This window comes from Paracoccus suum (genome assembly GCF_003324675.1).
Lineage (GTDB): Bacteria > Pseudomonadota > Alphaproteobacteria > Rhodobacterales > Rhodobacteraceae > Paracoccus > Paracoccus suum.
Genome location: NZ_CP030918.1, coordinates 1,644,700 through 1,663,124, shown reverse-complemented (window position 1 = coordinate 1,663,124; position 18,425 = coordinate 1,644,700). Strand labels below are relative to the sequence as shown.

Below are 18,425 nucleotides of genomic sequence, written 5' to 3'. Positions count from 1 at the left end.
ACCGAAATGTTACCGCCCCGTGTTGCCCCGAGGTTTGTGCGGCGCGCCGCCGCCGGGCCTGGGCCCGCGAGGTCCCGTCCCGCCGGCACTGCCAGACCCGCCGCCCTTCGGAGCGCCAGGCCGAGGCCCTCGCCCCGAACCCCCAACCGCAGGGCGTGCGCCTTTATCGAAGCTTCGCGCGGGGCGTTCTCCCTCAGTCCGCGCCGGGCGGTCCCCGTCGGTGCGCGGCTTGTAGCCACCGGTGCGAGGGCCCTTGTCGAAGCTGCGCGCGGGACGCTCACCCTCGGGGCGGCCGGGACGATCGCCATCGGTCCGCGGCTTGTAGCCACCAGCCCGGGGACCCTTGTCGAAGCTTCGCGCCGGACGCTCGCCCTCGGGGCGGGCGGGACGGTCGCCGTATCCACCGGTCCGCGGCCCCTTATCGCCATAGCGGGTAGGACGCTCGCCATCCGGCCGCGGCGGGCGGTCGCCGTCCGTGCGCGGCTTATAGCCACCGCTCCGGGGGCCTTTATCATAGCTACCCGGGGGACGCGCACCCTCGGCGCGGGCAGGACGGTTGTCATACCCACCCGTCCGCGGGCCTTTGTCCCCGTAGCGCGCGGGGCGCTCGCCGTCCGCACGTGCCGGACGATTATCATCGGTGCGCGGCTTGTAGCCCCCGGTCCGCGGCCCTTTCTCAAAGCTGCCGGCCGGGCGCTCGCGATCGGCGCGTGCGGGCCGGTCGCCATATCCGCCCGTCCGCGGACCCTTGTCACCGTAGCGTGCGGGGCGTTCGCCGTCCGGCCGCGCCGGGCGGTCACCGGTCCGCGGACCTTTGTCAAAGCTCCGGGCCGGACGCTCGCCATCGGCACGGGCCGGGCGATCGCCATAGCCGCCCGTCCGAGGAGCCTTGTCGCCGTAGCGCGCGGGGCGCTCACCCTCGGTGCGCGCCGGACGCTCTCCGTAGCCGGTGCGCGGGGGCGCGCCGCGGCTGCCGGAATCGTGACGCGGTTTGCGTGCGCCGTCGGCTGCAGGGCGGCCGCGCTGAGGACGGGCGGAAGCCTCGTCCTCGGGGGCGTCCTGATCGCCCGTCAGCAGGTTGCCCAGTTGGTCGCGCAGGATACGGCGTTTGACCTCGCGGACCTCGTTCTTGTCGAGGCCGGTCACGCGGAACGGGCCGTAGCTGACGCGGATGAGGCGGTTCACCATCAACCCGACATGGTTCATCGCCCGCCGAATCTCGCGATTCTTGCCCTCGCGGATGCCAACGGTCAGCCAGGCGTTGGCGCCCTGCTGGCTGTCCATCTCGATCTCCATTGGCGCGAATTGCTCGCCATCGATCTCGACCCCGCGGCGCAGCGGCTCGAACGTAAGCTGGTTTGGCTGGCCGTTCACCCGCACCCGATAGCGGCGCATCCAGCCGGTCGACGGCAGCTCCAGCCGGCGCTTCAACTCGCCGTCATTGGTCAGCAGCAGCAGGCCTTCGGACGTAAGGTCCAGCCTGCCGATCGTCATCACCCGCGGCAGATCGCGCGGCAGGGCGTCGAAGATCGTCTGGCGCCCCTTCTCGTCCGATTCCGAGGTCACGAGGCCGACCGGCTTGTAGTAGAGCCACACGCGCGTCGGCTGCGGCGCGTCGAGCGGCTGTCCGTCGATTTCGACCCGGTCGCTGGCACGGATGTCCAGCGCCGGGCTGCGGATGACCGAGCCGTTCACCTGGACCCGACCCTCGAGAATCATCCGCTCCGCATCGCGACGCGAGGCGACGCCGGCTCGGGCCATGATCTTGGCGATTCGATCGCCGTCCTGCGCGGGCGGGGATGGCGCGCGGGACTTTGCTGCGGTGCGTGTCTTGTAGTTTGCAGTCGGCCCATCAACCGGCACGTCGCCATCAGATGGGTCGGAATCATCCGGCAGATCCTCCGGGAGGTCCTCTGCCGGCGGCACGGGCTGCGGTTCATCGATGGCCTCGCCGGCGAGCGGCGCATTCTTCGGCTCTTCGACCTGGGGCGCATCCGCCTGCGAGTCGGGGGAATCAGGGGTCTGATCCGGGACGGGATCAGATTCGGGGCGGGGTTCTTGATCGTGCATGGCGACTCCTTCGCAGTCTCTGCGGTGGCAAGCGGTCGGCTCTAGCAGGCAACGCGACCGGCGGGAATGCAGTTCGTGCGGCTGCGAGCCTCTTGCGCGGGCCGGGCCCGTGGGGGCATGGACGGGATATGCCGTTTACCAGCCATATGCCCGCCGCCCTGGATCAGGCGCGCGCCGCCGCATTGCGGGGCGAGGTGCCGGTCGGCGCGGTGCTGGTGGACCCGGCGGGCCGGGTTGCAGCCGCCGATGGCAACCGAACGATCCAGTTGGCCGATCCCACCGCCCATGCCGAAATCCTGGTTCTGCGCGCGGCATGTGCGGCCGCCAGCTCGCCGCGCCTGCCCGGCTACCGGCTTTGGGTCACGCTCGAGCCATGCCCCATGTGCGCCGCCGCGATCTCGGCCGCGCGGATCGAGACGCTGTATTACGGCGCCGCGGACCCTCGCATGGGCGGCGTGGCGCATGGAGCGCGGGTGTTCAGCCACCCGCAGTGCCACCACCGCCCCGAGGTGCATGGGGGCATCGCCGCGCCTGAGGCGCAGGCGTTGCTGCAGAGGTTTTTTGCCGAAAGGCGCTGACGCGGGGCGCGCGCCCTGTCAGTCACGAAAACTGCGGCTGTCCTTGATCTGGTCCCAGGCCCAGACGACCTCCTGCAGGCGATCTTCATCACTGCGGTCGCCGCCATTCATGTCGGGATGAAGATCCTTGACCAGCGACTTGTATTGCTGGCGAATTTCGGTCCGGGACCAGCTGTCCTTGGCAGACAGGATCTCAAGCGCACGGCGCTCGGTCGGGGGCAGCCTGCGGTTGCTCACACGCGCGGCGGCCGAGGTGCCGTTCGCCCCCAGAATCTCCATGGGATCGCTGACACCGTGGCGCGCCCAGGCCTGGTCCTGCGAGCCTTGCCCGAAGGGCCGGGTCGGCCGCTCCCATACCGTCGCATTGTCCAGAAACCGCTGGAATTCCTCCTCGGATTGGCCCTGAAAATAGTTCCAGTTCAGGTTGTATTCGCGCACATGATCCTTGCAGAACCAGAAATAATCATCCAGCGCGCGCGGTGATTTCGGGGCGCGATACTGGCCGGGCAGGTCGCATCCTTCCTTGTCGCAGCGGCGGGTCGATGTCTCGAACGCACCCGACATCCCACGCCGCCCCTTGGCCCGGCGCTTTTTGTCGGACGCGGCCGACATGTCGAATCCGAAGGGATCACTTTTACTCATCAACCTCGGCCTTTCCGATCCGGGACGGCGAGTTTACTTTATTCGACGCGACACGGAAGGGGGGTGGACCATGATCACGCAGCAGATGACCGACCGGCTGGCGGTCCTGCAGCCGACGCGGCTGGAGGTGCTGGATGAGAGCGAGGACCATCGCGGCCACGGCGGCTGGCGCGAGGGCGGGCAGACGCACTTCCGCATCCGCATGGCCAGCCCAGCCTTTGCTGGCATCAGCCGCGTCGCCCGGCACCGCCTGGTGCACAGCACGCTCGGCGACATCGTCCCGCGCATCCACGCCCTGGCGCTGGAGCTGGACGAGGCCTGAACCCAGCGGTGGACATTGCCGCACGCATCGTCCTAGCGTCCGGCGGCCGTCCGGCAAAGGATTCCGTCATGTCCCCCATCATCGAGATTGACCACCTGTCCAAACGCTACGCCGCGGGCACCGAGGCGCTGCGCGACGTCACGCTGAATATCGAGGAGGGCGAAATCCTGGCCCTGCTCGGCCCCAACGGGGCTGGCAAGACGACCCTCATCTCGATCATCTGCGGGCTGGTGGTGCCGACGGATGGCACGGTGCGCGTGGGCGGCCATGACATCCGCACCGACTGGCGCGCCGCCCGGCGGCTGATCGGGCTGGTGCCGCAGGAAATTGCGCTCGAGCCGTTCGAAAAGGTCGAGCGCTCGGTCGCCTTCACTCGCGGGCTCTATGGCCTGCCGCCCGATCCCGCCTGGCTTGAACGGGTGCTCCGCAGCCTCGCGCTGTGGGACAAGCGCGATTCCATAACCAAGGAGCTGTCGGGCGGGATGAAGCGCCGCGTGTTGATCGCCAAGGCCCTGGCCCACCGCCCTCGCGTCCTGTTTCTCGACGAGCCGACCGCGGGCGTCGACGTCGCCCTGCGCCGCGAGATGTGGGAGGTCGTGCGCGGCCTGCGCGCCGAGGGCGTTACCGTGATCCTGACCACCCATTATCTCGAGGAAGCCGAGGAAATGGCCGACCGGGTCGGCGTCATCAGTCGCGGTCGACTGATGCTGGTGCGTCCCACGGCCGAGTTGATGGGCGAGTTCGGGCGCAAGCAGATGGTCGTCGAACTGGACGATCCGCTGACGAGCCTTCCCGAGGAATGGCTGGACCGCGGTCTGACGCTGTCGCCTGATGGCCGGCGCCTGACTTATGACTACGACCACCGGGCCGAGCGCACCGGCATCGGGCGCCTGCTGTCCGACATCGCCGCGCGTGGCATAGGTGTGCGCGACGTGGCGACCGAGCAATCGCGGCTGGAGGACGTGTTCCTTAGCCTGATTGGCAATGACACTGGCGCCGAGGAGCGCGCCGGGTGATGCCGGCGACCGGGGCCTGGGTGCCAGATAGCCATCCTGACTCGCCGGATCGCGCCGCATCCTCATACGACGAGACCACCCCCTTACGAGCAAGGCATAGCGCATGAACTGGCCAGCCATTCGCGCCATTTTCGGTCACGAAATGACGCGCTTTTTCCGTACCTTGACGCAATCCATCGCCTCGCCCGTGATCTCGACCACGCTCTATTTCGTGGTCTTCGGCGCGGCCATCGGCGGACGCATCCAGTCGGTCGAGGGGGTGCCCTACGGCGCGTTCATCGTTCCCGGCCTGATGATGCTGACGGTCCTGCAGCAGTCAGTCGCCAACGCCAGCTTCGGCATCTACTTCCCAAAGTTTTCCGGCACGATCTACGAGATCCTGGTCTCGCCCACCGGCTGGGTCGAGGTGACGCTGGGCTATGTCGGCGCCGCAGCGACGAAGGCGATCTTCATCGCGCTGCTGATCCTCGCCACCAGCTATTTTTTTGTCGACCTTCGCATTGCCCACCCCATCTGGATGCTGGCCTTTCTGGTGCTGACGGCGGTCGCATTCTCGCTGATCGGCTTCATCATCGGGCTCTGGGCCAAGAATTTCGAGCAGCTGCAGATCATTCCGATGATGGTCATCACGCCGCTCGTGTTTCTGGGCGGCGCGTTCTATTCGGCCTCCATGCTGCCGCCGTTTTGGGCGGGCGTGGCTAAGCTGAACCCGGTCCTTTACCTTATCTCGGGGTTCCGATGGGCCTTCTTTGACCTGGCGGACGTGCCTGTCGGGGTGTCGCTGGTCGCGGTCGCGATAGTGCTGATGATCTGCCTTGCGGCTGTCCGCTGGATCTTCCTGACCGGCTGGCGCCTGCGCGAGTGATCGTCATACAAAGACGAAATCGCCCGGGTCGACCAGCCGCGCGGAGGTATTGGCCAGAACGATCTGGGTGCCCGCAAAGCTGACGCAGGTGTGGGCCCCGACCTGAGCGATGCTCAAGTCGGCGTAACGCTCCGCCCCCGTCGCGATCTCGATGCGGTCGTATCCATTCTGGAAGTCGGTGATGACATCGCGCCCCTCGCCCCGGGCGAAGACAAAGCGGTCGTAGCCTGCCCCGCCATTCAGGACATCGCTGCCCGCGCCCCCAACGAGCCGGTCGTTGCCGCTCCCGCCGAACAACAAGTCATTACCGGCCAAGCCGAAGAGACGGTTTGCCGCCGCGCTGCCGGTGATCCGGTTCGCCTCGGCGTTCCCGAGCCCGGTGCCCGCGAGACCGGACAGGACCAGATGCTCTACGCCTGGCGGCATTGTCCATGACCCGCTGCTGTAGGCGGTGTCAAAGCCCTGATTATATCGCTCGATCACCGTATCATCGCTATCGACGATATAGATGTCGTTGCCGCCGCCGCCTGCCAGCGTGTCGCGGCCGCCCCCGCCCGTCAGCCGGTTGGCAGCGACATTGCCGGCGATGTAATTCGCCTCCCGCGAGCCCAGAATCGAGACTGCCCCATAGCCGCCAACGATCAACCGCTCGACCCCGGGGGTCATGGAATAGTTGCTGCTGACCAGCACGGTATCCGTGCCTGCACCCGGTCGTTCGACCACCACGGTGCCGGGATAGACTACGTAGAGGTCGTTGCCTGCCCCGCCCATCAGCACATCCGCGCCCCCGTGGCCGTTCAGCGTATCGGCCCCCACCCCGCCGGTGATCCGGTTCGCCAAAGCGTTGCCTCCCAGCGAAAGACCACTGCTGGATGCGGAAAACAGCCATTCGACGTTTTGAGGTAAGGTGTAATTGCCGGTCGTCCGCACCGAGTCGGTTCCCTGCCCCGCCACCTCGATTATGACGTCGCGTCCATCGGTATCATAAATATCGTTGCCATAGCCGCCCGCCATGACGTCAGTTCCCGCACCGCCGTTCAGGACGTTGTTGCCGACGTTGCCGTAGATCGAATTATTCGCGGCGTTTCCTGTTCCGGCAATCGCGCCGTATCCCGTCAGGCGCAGCACCTCGAAGTTCACTGGCAGAGCGGCGGAGAGAGAGCTTATCAGGGTATCGACGCCGCCGTCGCTCGCCTCGGTCAACAGATCCAGCGGATCGTAGACATAAGTGTCGTTGCCAAGGCCCCCGATCAGCGTGTCGCGCCCCTGCATACCGTCCAGGTAGTTGGCGCCGCCGTTGCCGAGGATCAGGTTCGACTGATCGTTGCCGATCCCGGTGAGGTTTCCGATCCCCGATAGCATCAGGCGTTCCGTATAGGCCGCCAGCCGGACCGAACCCGAGGAGATGACAGTGTCATATCCGCCGAGCGCGCTTTCGACGATGATGTCGTGGCCGTCGGTCATGTAGACGTCGTCCCCACCGCCGCCGAGCAGCGAGTCTGCCCCCTCGCGGCCATCCAGCAGGTTGGACGCCGCGTTTCCGGTAATGCGGTTGTTCAGCGTGTTTCCCCGGCCAAAACTGTCGCTGGTGCCGGTCAGAAAGAGCCACTCGATCCCGTTGCCGAGATCCATCGAGCCGCTGGAGTAGACGACATCGACAAAGCTGTCGGTCACCACCTCGCGCACCATGTCCTCGCTATCGGCGAAATAGATGTCGGCGCCGCCCCCGCCATCCATGGTGTCGCTGCCGCCACCGCCGGTCAGACGGTTCGCCGCGGCATTCCCGATGATGAGGTTGCCCAGCGTATTGCCGACCACGGCATTGGCCCCCGTGCCCGTCAGGCTGGCATTCTCGACATTCAGGGGAACTGCGATCGAATTGGCGCTGTAGATCGTGTCGATCCCGGCATTTGCGGCCTCGACGACCAGATCCTCAGCGTCCCCCGTACCCAGGACGTAGCGATCATTGCCGAGCCCCCCCTCAAGCGTGTCGCGTCCCAATCCGCCGGTCAGCTGATTGTCGTCGGCATTGCCGATGATCCTATTTGCCAAGCCGTTGCCGGTGCCCGAAAGCAGGCCATATCCCGCCAGGACCAGGACCTCGACCTCGTCTGGCAGGGCCGCATCGACCTCGGCGCGCAAGGTGTCGATCCCGCCGCCCGCGGCCTCGACGATCAGGTCCTCGCCGTCCCATTCGTAGACATCGTTGCCGAGACCACCCTGGAGGGTGTCGGCCCCGGCGCCGCCAGCGAGTGTATTTTGGCCATCATTGCCGATGATCAGATTGTCGAGGTCATTGCCGGTGCCTGTGATCGAGGCCGTGCCGGTCAGCCGCAAGGCGTCGAGATTGGCAAGCAGCGTCGCCGCCTCGGCCGAGATGACAGTATCGAACCCGGCATCCTCGCCCTCAATCACAAGATCGGCGCTGTCTGCGTAATAGATGTCGTCGCCCGCCCCGCCATCCAGCGTGTCGGAGCCGCCGTTGCCGATCAGCGTGTCGGCGCCCGTGCCGCCAGTCAGCCGGTTGCCTGCGTCGTCGCCGATCAATTCGTCGTCACCACTGCCGGCAGAGACATGCTCGACCGTCTGCAACAGATCGTAGCCGAAAGATACCCCGATCAGTTGCGCCCCCGTCAGGCGCAGATCGACCCGGACGGCATCGGCGCCCAGGTAAACGGCCGTGTCCGAGCCCGGGCCGCCGACCAAGGTGTCGTTGCCTGCGCCGCCCTGTAGCACATCATTGCCATAGCCGCCGTTCAGGCTGTCGCTGCCCGCACCGCCGATCAGGCTGTCATTTCCCCCGCGCCCGTAGAGGCGCAGGCCAGCCGGCAAACCGCCGTTGCCATCCAGGGGCGCGCCGGTGATGACATCACCCAAGTTGGTGCCAAAGACGGTGTAAAGGTCCGAAGGATTGCTGGCGAAGGGCCCGAAGGTGAACGTCACCCCGGTCCCGGTGATCGTCGTCAGATCGAACCCGTGGCCCGAGAACCCCATGCTCCACGCTTTATCGTCGCCGGCCACCTCCATTGCTGTGCCCAGATATACGATCCGGGTCAGGGTGGACGCCGCACCGGTAATCAGCAGGGTGTCGCCGTCCTGGGTGGATGAGAGCATGCGGCGATCCTGTGGCGTCTTGCAGCTTCAGCAAACACGCCGTTGGCCCTCGCGCAACCAAAGGTTGTCGCGCATTTTAACCAGATTGCGGCCCTTTCCGGATGCCGTCCCAGGCCGTATATGCCCGCCATGACCCTGAACCCGCCCGACCTGCGCCCCGACCGCGCTCGCACCCTTTTGCCGGAGGCCCCTCTGCGGCCTGGCCAGCCCCGCATCGGGATGGTCAGCCTCGGCTGCCCCAAGGCGCTGGTCGACAGCGAGCGTATCCTGACCCGCCTGCGGGCCGAGGGTTACGCCATAAGCCCCGATTACGAGGGCGCCGACGCGGTCATCGTGAATACCTGCGGCTTTCTGGACAGCGCCAAGGCGGAAAGCCTCGAGGCCATCGGCGAGGCGATCGCCGCCAACGGCAAGGTCATCGTCACCGGCTGCCTCGGGGCCGAGCCGGACTACATCACCGGGGCCCATCCCTCGGTTCTGGCTGTGACCGGTCCACAGCAATACGAGCAGGTGCTGGACGCCGTCCATGCCAGCGTGCCGCCTCAGCCGGACCCGTTCGTGGACCTGTTGCCCGCCTCCGGCGTACGCCTGACGCCGCGTCATTATGCCTATCTGAAGATTTCGGAAGGCTGCAATCACGCCTGCAAATTCTGCATCATCCCCGACATGCGCGGCAAACTGGTCAGCCGGCCGGCGCATGCCGTCGTCCGCGAGGCCGAGCGGCTGGCGGAGGCAGGCGTGCGCGAACTCCTCGTCATCAGTCAGGACACCTCCGCATATGGCCTCGATCTGCGCCATGCCGAGGAGCGCGGCCACCGCGCCCATATCACCGATCTGGCACGCGATCTGGGCAGTCTGGGGATGTGGATCCGGTTGCACTATGTCTATCCCTACCCGCATGTGCGCCAACTGATTCCGCTGATGGCCGAGGGGCTGGTGCTGCCCTACCTGGATATCCCGTTCCAGCATGCGCATCCCGATACCCTGCGCCGCATGGCCCGCCCGGCCGCGGCCGTACGTACCTTGGACGAGATCGCCGCCTGGCGCGGCATCTGCCCGGACCTGACGCTGCGCTCGACCTTCATCGTCGGCTATCCGGGCGAGACCGAGGCCGAGTTCCAGACCCTGCTCGACTGGCTGGACGAGGCGCAACTCGACCGCGTCGGCTGCTTTCAGTACGAGGACGTCAAGGGCGCGCGGGCGAACCTGCTGCCCGATCACGTCGCCCCCGAGGTCAAACAGGACCGCTGGGACCGCTTCATGGCCAAGGCGCAAGCGATCAGCGCAGGCAAGCTGGCCGCCCGGGTCGGCCGGCGCGAGACGGTGATGGTCGACAGCGTGGACGAAGCGGGCGCCACCTGCCGGACCAAGGCAGACGCGCCGGAGGTCGACGGCAACCTGTTCATCGACGAAGGCTTCGAGGCGCTGAACGCCGGCGATATGGTCGAAGTGACGGTGGACGAGGCCGGGGAATATGATCTGTGGGGCCGGCTGTGAGGGCAGATGACGCTGCTGCGGAGGGGGACCGCTTGTCTCAACTGCGCGCGAATGTGCCGTCTCACGATGTTAATTGTCCGGAGTTTTCTGGCCAAAGAGTTCCGGCGCGTCCCCATGCGTGAAATGGCTTGGGACAACAACGGCAAGGGCCGCGATCCCCTGATCGTGGGGATCGGCGCACAAAAGGCCGGGACCTCCTGGCTAAGCCAGATGCTGGGCCAGCACCCGCAGGTCTGGGCGACGCCTTTCAAGGAAACCCATTTCTTCAATCACCGCTTCATTCCCGAGCACCGCCAGTGGATCGACTGGCACTTTCGCAAAAAGCCCGAGGAGATTCGCGCCCGTTACCTGCGCCGTGGTGAGATCATTCCGCCGGCGATGGAAGGATATATCACAAGCGTTTCGACCTCGCCGGACATATATTCCGACAAATGGTATCGCGGGATATTCCATCCTGCGCCCGAAGGAACTCTGCCTCTGGACGTAACGCCGGAGTTTTCGACCCTGCCTGAGGAGGGGGTCGCGTTTGCCGCGCAGATGCTGCCCGAAACGCGGTTCGTGTATCTGATCCGCGATCCGGCCGATCGCGCGGCATCGCAACTGCGCATGAACCTCGCGCGCGAGCGCCGGACGCCGGAAAACCTTGATGCCTGGATGAAAGAGGTCGCGAACCCGGTCCTCGCCAATCGCGGGGACTATGCCGCTTATCTGCCGCGCTGGCGAAAGCACTTCGGGCATCGGCTGCTGGTGCTGCCCTATGGGCGGATCAAACATGATCCGCGCGGCCTGTTGGCCGAGGTCGAACGGCATTGCGGCCTGATCCAATGGGATTATGCCAATCCCAAGGTGCGAGTATTCGAGGGGCCCAAGGACATCGAGGTGCCGCCCGAGGCAATGGCCGCACTGCGCGACAGATTGCGGCCGCAGTATGATTTCCTGTCGGACGAATTCGGGCCGTATTTCCTTGATGATATCCGTTAGGTTTGTCGGCCTGGACCAGTTGCCCTACGTTTGAATCCCGAGCCCGAAAGCCAGGGGGCAGGACGCGAAGACTGGTTCCCCGGTCGAGGTGTTGCGCGTCGTGGAGTGTAGCCCGGGCTAGCGGACACTTTGGCGGTCCAAATCGGCCGCTGGAGCGAAGATCGGCTACAGTCATGGCATTTGAACAACCTGAGCAGCACCTCTTGTGTGCGCTTTTGCAAGACCCTCCTATTCTGCGCGGCCTCCAGCTTGCTGATCGGGGCCGCGTTGCCCGGGAGACAAACTTCCGTTCGCTTCTTGGTCTTGCCCACGCGGGATGGCCTTCCGCGTAGATGAGTCCGAGTAGGTCTTGTCGGGCGTTGCCTGCACCCTCCCGCCTCTCCGGAACTGCAGATCAGCGAAGCGCGGGCGCGCATTTTTGGCGCGGCCTGACCAAGGGCGGTCTCCTGCTGCATCGCGAACTGTCCGCATGCTGCCGTCCGCGGAAATGGCCACAGCGCCCGTCAGGCGAAGTGAATTCAGGTCGATCCGTTGGCAATCGGCGATCTGTTTTTCAGCTCCCGCGCTTGTATCGCGACCGCGGCTTCGGGCCTCTTTATTGGAGCCCTCCTTATTCCCCGTTCGCGTGACGTTGGCGGCAGACTTCCAGTCTATTGCCGCTTTTGCGGTCCCTGCGCTGCCTCCCTGGCCCTGCGCCGCCCCTCGCGAGGGCACCCGCTCACCACTCCCGCGGGGCCGGTCGTCAATCGCTGCGACTACCACCCCTCCGTTCTTGCAAGTCGCTGCGAGGGCATCCTCAGCACCCTTGCCTGTCAGATGCACGACGGTTCGCCCGTTCGGAAGCTGCGCCGTTCGGACACCCGCCGGACCGGACCAACCGGCACGGTTTCCGGCAGCCTCCGACGAGGCGATGTCGCCGTCCTCGGCCAGCCAGGTTGCAACGGCAAAGCTGCCGCCCTTGGGCTTGGACATGGTCCGTCCCGCCGGCGTCAACAAGCCGACCGCGTCCGCCTCGGCCGCAATCAGCAGCGCCGGGCGCGTGGCGGTCAGCCAAAGAGCCATCGCGAGCGTCAGCACCGCCGCGCCGATGCCCCGGACCATGCCGTGGGGCAGCCCCAGCCCACCCCCGCCCAAGGCGAGCAGCACCCCGCCGAGGCCGAGCAACGGGATCACCGCGCCCGGCGGCGAGGGGACCGTCGACACCGCGCCGTGGAGTCCGGAGATGAACCGCGCGATGTCCAGCATCAGGCCGGTCCCGATGCCCATGATCCACAAGGCAGGCTGCGCAAACCCGACCGGCGCCAACAAGGCCGCGATCACGCCGCCTGGCATCACCACCGCCCCCATCAGGGGCACTGCCAGAAGATTCGCCAGCAGTCCGTATTCTGACATGCGATTGAAATGCGCGGCGGCCAGCGGCGCGGTCGCGAATCCCGCGACAGCCGACGACAGCAGCAACATCGCAACCGGCCGCAACAACCGGGGAACCCGGGGCGAGACGCGGGACCATGGGCCAGCGCTGAGGATCAGGCCAACGGTAGCGGCAAAGCTCATCTGGAATCCGGGCTGAGTCAGTGCCTCGGGGGACAGCACCAGCAGGATCAGGGCGGCCAGTGCGACGGTCCGGAGCGAAATCGCGCGACGATCGACGATGATGGCGCCGAGCATGACCGCGATCATGACAAAGGCGCGCTCGGTCGCGACGCCGCCATCCGACAGCGCCATGTAAAAGGCCGCCGCCGCCAAGGCGACCCCGGCGGCCAGCTTATGGACCGGCCTGCCCGCGCCGCGCCCGGTTGCCGCGCTCAGCGCCGACAGTGCGATCCGCAGCGCGCCATAAATGAACCCCGCCAGCATCGACATATGCAAGCCTGAGATCGACACGATGTGATAAAGATTGGCATCGCGCATGACGGCGTTGGTTGCCTCGGCGATCCCCGAGCGATCGCCGGTCATCAGGGCCGACGCGACCGCCCCCTCCTGTCCGCCGATGGCCTGCTGCATTGCCAGGGACATGCGTTGGCGCAGGCGCTGAAGCCACATCTGGGCGCCCCCCACCGACGGCTCAGCCACCATCACCGGATTCCGGGTGTAGCCGATTGCGCCCAACCCCTCGAACCAGGCTTGGCGGCGGAAATCGAAACTGCCCGGCGCTGCGGGGCCGGGCGGGGGCCCGAGGTATCCGGTGGTCATGACCCGTGTGCCAGGTGGAGGAATGGGGGTTGCGACGCCTTCCTCGCCCAGAGACAGGCGCACCCGGCGCGGGGTTCGGGACGGGGCGAGGTCGCGCAAGGCCACCTGGTCCAACGTCAGCCGGATACGATCGCGCGCCGAGCGGTCAACCTCGACCAGACGGCCTTCGATCGGGCCGTGGTAGCGCCAGCCGAGAATCGGCGCCGCCACCTGGGCCGAGCGAATGCCGGCGACCGCGAACCCTGCGGCAGCGACGGCGAGGGCCAGTCCGGCCAGCCGAAAGCCATCACTCATCGCCCACGGAAGGGCGCCGCTCTCCGCCAGGCGCGGCACCCGCCACCATGCTCCCAGACCGCCGAGGACAGTGACCCCAGCTAGCGCATACGCCAGTGGTCCCGGTTCGACCGGCAGCGCGAACCATAGTCCGATCCCGAATGCCAGCCAGACCGGTAGCCAGGGAAACCAGCCGGCCCGCGCCAGCGCAGAGGGGCGGGCGGGGGGCGCCGCCGCTTGGGCGCGCGGCCGGGTGGCGTATGGCGCCAGCACTACGCCGGTCAGTGTCCCCGATCCTGACCGCACGCCTGACGCCGCTGCCCCCTGCACCTGCTGGACACCCCTCTGCCTGCCCGCTATCAGTCGCGGCGATCCTAACCCCACGGAGCTTTCCAGAAGGTTAACGGCCGCCCCGTCCGCCGCAGGAAGCGCATCTTATGTCCGACATGACCGCCCCCTCGCCGCTCGCCTCCGGCGTTGCGCCTCGCCCCCCCGTCACGCGCTTTGCCCCCTCGCCCACCGGCTATCTGCACATCGGCGGGGCGCGGACGGCGCTCTTCAACTGGCTCTACGCCCGAGGCCACGGCGGCACCTTCCTGCTGCGGATCGAGGATACCGACCGCGCCCGCTCGACCGAAGCGGCCAGCCGGGCGATCCTTGAGGGGTTGCAATGGCTTGGTCTCGATTGGGATGGCGAGCCGATCAGCCAGTTCGCGCGTGGCGCGCGGCATGCCGAAGTTGCGCGCGAGATGATGGCCAACGGCAGCGCCTATCCCTGCTACAGCACCCCGGCCGAGATCGAGGCCTGGCGGGCGGGTCACCCGCACCAACCGTTCCTCAGTCCCTGGCGCGACGCGGACGCCGCCAGCCGTCCCGACGCCCCCTATGCCATCCGCCTGCGCGCGCCGCGTGATGGCCAGACGGTCGTGCGCGACGCAGTGCAGGGCGACGTCACTTTCGCCAATGCCGAACTGGACGACATGGTCCTGTTACGCAGTGACGGCACACCCACCTATATGCATGCGGTAGTGGTGGACGATCACGACATGGGCGTCACACATATCATCCGCGGGGACGATCACCTGACTAATGCCGCGCGGCAGATGCAGATCTACCAGGCAATGGGCTGGAACGTTCCGCTCTTTGCCCATATCCCGCTGATCCACGGCGAGGACGGCAAGAAGCTGTCCAAGCGGCACGGGGCGGTCGGACTGCACGAGTTCGCCGCTTTGGGCTACCCGCCTGCGGCGATGCGCAATTACTTGGCGCGCCTCGGCTGGAGTCATGGCGATGACGAGCTTTTCAGTGACGCCGAGGCGCTTGAATGGTTCGATCTGGGCGGCATCGGCAAGGCCCCGGCGCGGCTGGATTTCAAGAAGCTAGAGCATGTCTCGGGCTGGCATATCGGCCAAATGGACGACACCGCCCTGATGGCCGAGATCGATAGCTTTTTGGCCGCCACCAGCGCCGCCCCGCTGACGCCGATCGCGCGCGAGCGGCTGGTCGCGATCCTGCCGGCATTGAAGGAAAAGGCACGGACCCTGCCGCAGTTACTGGACCAGGCCGCCTTTGCGCTGGCGGAGCGGCCGCTGGCTCTCGATGCCAAGGCCGAGGGTGCACTCGATCCGGTATCCCGTGGTATACTGACCGCGTTGACGCTCGCGTTACCGGATGTTAGGTGGAGCCGAGACGATCTGGAGGCTGCGGCGAAGGCCGTGGCCGAGGCGCAGGGCCTGGGTCTGGGCAAGGTTGCGGCGCCGCTTCGGGCAGCGCTGGCCGGCCGGACCTCGACCCCCAGCGTTTTCGACATGATGGTGGCGCTTGGCCGCGATGAGACGCTGGCCCGACTCGGGGATCAGCAAGGCTAAGCACCAGCGAGGACTTCCGCTCCGCCATTGGCGGGCAAAGTGAAAAGAGGACTGCAATGGCAGACACCAAAAGCGCGACCCTGACGGTCGCGAACCGGACGCTGGAGTTGCCGATTCTGTCGCCTACCGTCGGGCCAGACGTGGTCGACATCCGCAAACTGTACAGCGGCGCCGACGTCTTTACCTATGACCCCGGCTTTACCTCGACCGCCGCTTGCGAGAGCGCGATCACCTATATCGACGGTGACAAGGGCGAGTTGTGGTATCGCGGCTACCCTATCGAGCAACTTGCGACCAGCAGCCACTACCTCGAGGTCTGCTACCTGCTGATGCAGGGCGAGCTGCCCAATGCCGCCCAACTGGCCGATTTCGAAGAGCGGATCACGCGCCACACCATGGTGCATGAGCAGATGCACTATTTCTTCCGCGGCTTCCGCCGTGACAGCCACCCGATGGCGACCATGGTCGGCGTGGTCGGGGCGATGTCGGCATTCTATCACGACAGCACCGACATCACCGATCCGATGCAGCGCGAGATCGCGTCGATGCGGATGATCGCCAAGCTGCCGACCATCGCGGCGATGGCCTACAAGTATTCGATTGGCCAGCCGTTCGTGTATCCGCAGAACGACCTCAGTTACGCCGCGAACTTCCTGCACATGTGCTTCTCGGTCCCGGCCGAGAAATACGTGGTCGATCCAGCCCTGGCCCGCGCCATGGACCTGATCTTTACCCTGCATGCCGATCACGAGCAGAACGCCTCGACCTCGACCGTGCGGCTTGCCGGCTCGTCGGGCGCCAACCCGTTTGCCTGCATCGCCGCCGGCATCGCCTGCCTCTGGGGCCCCGCGCATGGCGGCGCCAACCAGGCCGCGCTGGAGATGCTGGAGGAGATCGGCACCGTCGATCGCATTCCGGAATACATCGCCAAGGCCAAGGACAAGGACGATCCGTTCCGCCTGATGGGTTTTGGCCACCGGGTCTACAAGAACTTCGATCCGCGCGCCAAGGTGATGAAGGAGAGCGCCGACGAGGTGCTTAGCCTGCTGGGGATCGAAAACAACGAGACCCTGAAGGTCGCCAAGGAACTCGAGCGGATCGCGCTTGAGGACGATTACTTCATCGAGAAGAAGCTGTATCCGAACGTCGACTTCTACTCGGGCATCATCCTGTCGGCGATGGGCTTCCCGACCTCGATGTTCACGCCGATCTTTGCCCTGTCGCGCACGGTCGGCTGGGTCAGCCAGTGGAAAGAGATGATTGGCGATCCGGAACTCAAGATCGGCCGCCCGCGCCAGCTTTATATCGGCGAGGGTCGCCGCGACTATGTGGATCTGAAGAGCCGCTAATCCCGGCCCGCACAATTCGAACCCCCGGCACCTCGCGGCGCCGGGGGTTTTTCTTTGCGCCGTTTCAGGGCGGTCAGTCCGCCTCGACGCGCTCGGCAAGTTGTTCGAGGCAGGTGCCCCAGCCTTCTGCAAAACCCATCTCACTATGGCGGTCGCGGTCGGCTGCGTCCTTGTGCAGCGCGCGTGCCGTGTAGGTCGTCCCGCCGCCCGACGGCTCGAGGGTGATGATCGCGGTCATGAACGGTTTTTCGTTGGGTCGATAGCCGCCGGACATGGCATCGGTCCAGGCGATCCGCCGGTTCGGCTCGGCCACCAGCACGCAGCCCTCGCTGGCTCCGCACTCCTCGTTCTCGCCATTGGGGCCGACCATGGCGGTGACAAAGCGGCCACCGGGCCGAGCCTCGATTACCGCCTTGGTGATGCGCCAGGGTTTGGGAACGAACCATTCCTTCAACTCGTCGGCGTCGGTTAGCGCGCGCCAGATGCGCTCGGGCGAGGCAGCGATGTGGCGGGTGATGATCAGGTCGTTGCCGTCGACAGTGGTGGTGCTTTTCATGATTCTGGTTCCCTTGTGACGAATTCTGCCAGACGATCGCTGCGCCCTTCCCAAAGCTGGCGCTGCGCCTCCAACCACTCCTGCAGCGGCGCATAGCCGCCCGTCGCCAGCCGGCAGAGGCGCACTCGCCCCTGCTTGCGGGTGTGGATCAGCCCGCCCTCCTCCAGCACGCGCAAATGCGCGAGGAAGGTCGGCAGACTTACCGCAAAAGGTTCGGCCAACTGGCTGACACTGGCCTCGCCGCCGGTCAGCTGTGCCAAAACCGCCCGTCTGGTCGGGTCGGCAAGGGCATGAAAGCTGCGGTCCAGCCGGGTCATGGTCCGCAAATATCATGCCGCGCAGGTCCGCGGCAATGGTTAGGTGATCGACTAAGTGTCTTTCCGCTTGCGGGCCGGTGACGGCAGTGGCACTGCCCCGGCATGGAACAGAAAATCGCTCTGGTGACGGGGGCCTCAAGGGGTCTGGGCGCGGCACTGGCCGCGGGGCTGGGCGCGCGAGGCTGGCATGTGCTGGCCGTTGCGCGCACCACCGGCGCGCTGGAGGAACTGGATGACCGCATTCGCGCCGCGGGTGGTGCGGCTACGCTGGCGCCGATGGACGTCACCCTGCCCGAGGCGATGACCCAACTGGCACAGGCCATCGCGGGGCGCTGGGGCGGTCTCGATCTGTGGGTGCATAGCGCAATCCACGCCGCGCCGCTCACCCCGGCCGGCCATGTCGACGCGAAGGACTGGTCCAAGTCGCTGGCGATCAATGCTACTGCAACCGCCACGCTGATCCCGCTGCTGGAGCCCCTGCTGCTCGCCCGTCAGGGGACCGCTATGTTCTTCGACGACCCTCGTGCCGGCGAGCCGTTCTTTGGCAGCTACGCAGCCAGCAAATCGGCGCAGATCGCCCTCGCCCGCAGTTGGCAGGCCGAGACCGTCAAGCTGGGCCCCCGTGTGCTGATCGAGGCACCGCCGCCTATGCCGACCGCCCTGCGCGCGCGCTTCTTTCCCGGCGAGAACCGCGCCCCGCTGGCGCAGCCGCAGGACGTGGCCGACGACATCCTGACCCGCCTCCTCGACTGAGCAAAGGGTAGTAAACGAAAAAGCCCCGGCA

The 18,425-nt window shown here is 66.4% G+C and carries 15 protein-coding genes; 9 read left to right on the top strand and 6 right to left on the bottom strand.

What is annotated here, in order from left to right; genetic code table 11:
• Window positions 1-9: 9 nt before the first annotated feature.
• Window positions 10-2,070: a pseudouridine synthase gene (locus DRW48_RS16515; RefSeq protein WP_338418410.1), complete on the bottom strand. Its 2,061-nt coding sequence runs from the start codon at window positions 2,068-2,070 to the stop codon at window positions 10-12.
• A 128-nt stretch (window positions 2,071-2,198) separates the two neighbouring features.
• Between DRW48_RS16515 and DRW48_RS08090 the strand changes: the two genes are divergently transcribed.
• Window positions 2,199-2,648, top strand: a complete 450-nt coding sequence (locus DRW48_RS08090; RefSeq protein WP_114075971.1) for a nucleoside deaminase — start codon at window positions 2,199-2,201, stop codon at window positions 2,646-2,648.
• Between the two features lie 18 nt (window positions 2,649-2,666).
• On the opposite strand, the gene DRW48_RS08085 is transcribed toward DRW48_RS08090, so the two are convergent.
• Window positions 2,667-3,290, bottom strand: coding sequence for a J domain-containing protein (locus DRW48_RS08085; protein WP_114075970.1), 624 nt, complete (start codon window positions 3,288-3,290; stop codon window positions 2,667-2,669).
• A gap of 70 nt (window positions 3,291-3,360) precedes the next feature.
• Between DRW48_RS08085 and DRW48_RS08080 the strand changes: the two genes are divergently transcribed.
• The 3 genes from DRW48_RS08080 to DRW48_RS08070 all read left to right on the top strand — a co-directional run bounded on the left by DRW48_RS08080 (window position 3,361) and on the right by DRW48_RS08070 (window position 5,493).
• Window positions 3,361-3,612 carry a BolA family protein gene (locus DRW48_RS08080; protein ID WP_114075969.1) on the top strand — a complete coding sequence of 84 codons (252 nt, stop codon included), beginning with the start codon at window positions 3,361-3,363 and terminating at the stop codon, window positions 3,610-3,612.
• A 68-nt stretch (window positions 3,613-3,680) separates the two neighbouring features.
• Entirely contained in the window at window positions 3,681-4,628 is a 948-nt protein-coding gene (locus DRW48_RS08075; protein ID WP_114075968.1) for an ABC transporter ATP-binding protein, read from the top strand.
• Between the two features lie 103 nt (window positions 4,629-4,731).
• Window positions 4,732-5,493, top strand: coding sequence for an ABC transporter permease (locus tag DRW48_RS08070; protein WP_114075967.1), 762 nt, complete (start codon window positions 4,732-4,734; stop codon window positions 5,491-5,493).
• A 3-nt stretch (window positions 5,494-5,496) separates the two neighbouring features.
• Here the strand turns inward: DRW48_RS08070 and DRW48_RS08065 are convergent, their stop codons facing one another.
• Window positions 5,497-8,607, bottom strand: coding sequence for a calcium-binding protein (locus DRW48_RS08065; RefSeq protein ID WP_114075966.1), 3,111 nt, complete (start codon window positions 8,605-8,607; stop codon window positions 5,497-5,499).
• Between the two features lie 129 nt (window positions 8,608-8,736).
• Here DRW48_RS08065 and rimO point away from each other — a divergent pair, with 129 nt between their 5' ends.
• Window positions 8,737-10,104: a 30S ribosomal protein S12 methylthiotransferase RimO gene (gene rimO, locus DRW48_RS08060; RefSeq protein WP_199286203.1), complete on the top strand. Its 1,368-nt coding sequence runs from the start codon at window positions 8,737-8,739 to the stop codon at window positions 10,102-10,104.
• Window positions 10,105-10,218: 114 nt separating this feature from the next.
• Entirely contained in the window at window positions 10,219-11,085 is an 867-nt protein-coding gene (locus DRW48_RS08055; protein WP_241963205.1) for a sulfotransferase family protein, read from the top strand.
• 228 nt (window positions 11,086-11,313) lie between these two features.
• Here DRW48_RS08055 and DRW48_RS08050 read toward each other — a convergent pair whose 3' ends face one another.
• Window positions 11,314-13,857, bottom strand: coding sequence for a ComEC/Rec2 family competence protein (locus DRW48_RS08050; protein ID WP_162784703.1), 2,544 nt, complete (start codon window positions 13,855-13,857; stop codon window positions 11,314-11,316).
• A gap of 140 nt (window positions 13,858-13,997) precedes the next feature.
• On the opposite strand from DRW48_RS08050, the gene gltX reads away from it, so the two are divergent.
• Together gltX and gltA are read left to right on the top strand one after the other, a co-directional pair.
• Window positions 13,998-15,419: a glutamate--tRNA ligase gene (gltX, locus tag DRW48_RS08045; protein ID WP_114077446.1), complete on the top strand. Its 1,422-nt coding sequence runs from the start codon at window positions 13,998-14,000 to the stop codon at window positions 15,417-15,419.
• 56 nt (window positions 15,420-15,475) lie between these two features.
• Window positions 15,476-16,768, top strand: a complete 1,293-nt coding sequence (gene gltA, locus DRW48_RS08040; protein WP_114075962.1) for a citrate synthase — start codon at window positions 15,476-15,478, stop codon at window positions 16,766-16,768.
• Window positions 16,769-16,841: 73 nt separating this feature from the next.
• Here gltA and DRW48_RS08035 read toward each other — a convergent pair whose 3' ends face one another.
• Together DRW48_RS08035 and DRW48_RS08030 are read right to left on the bottom strand one after the other, a co-directional pair.
• Entirely contained in the window at window positions 16,842-17,324 is a 483-nt protein-coding gene (locus tag DRW48_RS08035; RefSeq protein WP_114075961.1) for an SRPBCC family protein, read from the bottom strand.
• Complete coding sequence (locus DRW48_RS08030) at window positions 17,321-17,641, bottom strand: ArsR/SmtB family transcription factor (RefSeq protein WP_114075960.1); 321 nt, start codon at window positions 17,639-17,641, stop codon at window positions 17,321-17,323. Before DRW48_RS08030 ends, DRW48_RS08035 begins: the two co-directional genes overlap by 4 nt.
• Window positions 17,642-17,743: 102 nt before the next feature.
• Between DRW48_RS08030 and DRW48_RS08025 the strand changes: the two genes are divergently transcribed.
• The gene (locus DRW48_RS08025) at window positions 17,744-18,394 is read left to right on the top strand and encodes an SDR family NAD(P)-dependent oxidoreductase (RefSeq protein ID WP_114075959.1); all 651 of its coding nucleotides are present in this window, start codon (window positions 17,744-17,746) and stop codon (window positions 18,392-18,394) included.
• The last annotated feature ends 31 nt before the right edge of the window (window positions 18,395-18,425 follow it).

What these genes read in the sequence shown, in the direction of transcription:
- DRW48_RS16515 (WP_338418410.1), bottom strand. Translation starts at nt 2,070, where the DNA reads ATGCACGATCAAGAACCCCGCCCCGAATCTGATCCCGTCCCGGATCAG.
- DRW48_RS08090 (WP_114075971.1), top strand. Translation starts at nt 2,199, where the DNA reads ATGCCGTTTACCAGCCATATGCCCGCCGCCCTGGATCAGGCGCGCGCC.
- DRW48_RS08085 (WP_114075970.1), bottom strand. Translation starts at nt 3,290, where the DNA reads ATGAGTAAAAGTGATCCCTTCGGATTCGACATGTCGGCCGCGTCCGAC.
- DRW48_RS08080 (WP_114075969.1), top strand. Translation starts at nt 3,361, where the DNA reads ATGATCACGCAGCAGATGACCGACCGGCTGGCGGTCCTGCAGCCGACG.
- DRW48_RS08075 (WP_114075968.1), top strand. Translation starts at nt 3,681, where the DNA reads ATGTCCCCCATCATCGAGATTGACCACCTGTCCAAACGCTACGCCGCG.
- DRW48_RS08070 (WP_114075967.1), top strand. Translation starts at nt 4,732, where the DNA reads ATGAACTGGCCAGCCATTCGCGCCATTTTCGGTCACGAAATGACGCGC.
- DRW48_RS08065 (WP_114075966.1), bottom strand. Translation starts at nt 8,607, where the DNA reads ATGCTCTCATCCACCCAGGACGGCGACACCCTGCTGATTACCGGTGCG.
- rimO (WP_199286203.1), top strand. Translation starts at nt 8,737, where the DNA reads ATGACCCTGAACCCGCCCGACCTGCGCCCCGACCGCGCTCGCACCCTT.
- DRW48_RS08055 (WP_241963205.1), top strand. Translation starts at nt 10,219, where the DNA reads ATGCGTGAAATGGCTTGGGACAACAACGGCAAGGGCCGCGATCCCCTG.
- gltX (WP_114077446.1), top strand. Translation starts at nt 13,998, where the DNA reads ATGACCGCCCCCTCGCCGCTCGCCTCCGGCGTTGCGCCTCGCCCCCCC.
- gltA (WP_114075962.1), top strand. Translation starts at nt 15,476, where the DNA reads ATGGCAGACACCAAAAGCGCGACCCTGACGGTCGCGAACCGGACGCTG.
- DRW48_RS08035 (WP_114075961.1), bottom strand. Translation starts at nt 17,324, where the DNA reads ATGAAAAGCACCACCACTGTCGACGGCAACGACCTGATCATCACCCGC.
- DRW48_RS08030 (WP_114075960.1), bottom strand. Translation starts at nt 17,641, where the DNA reads ATGACCCGGCTGGACCGCAGCTTTCATGCCCTTGCCGACCCGACCAGA.
- DRW48_RS08025 (WP_114075959.1), top strand. Translation starts at nt 17,744, where the DNA reads ATGGAACAGAAAATCGCTCTGGTGACGGGGGCCTCAAGGGGTCTGGGC.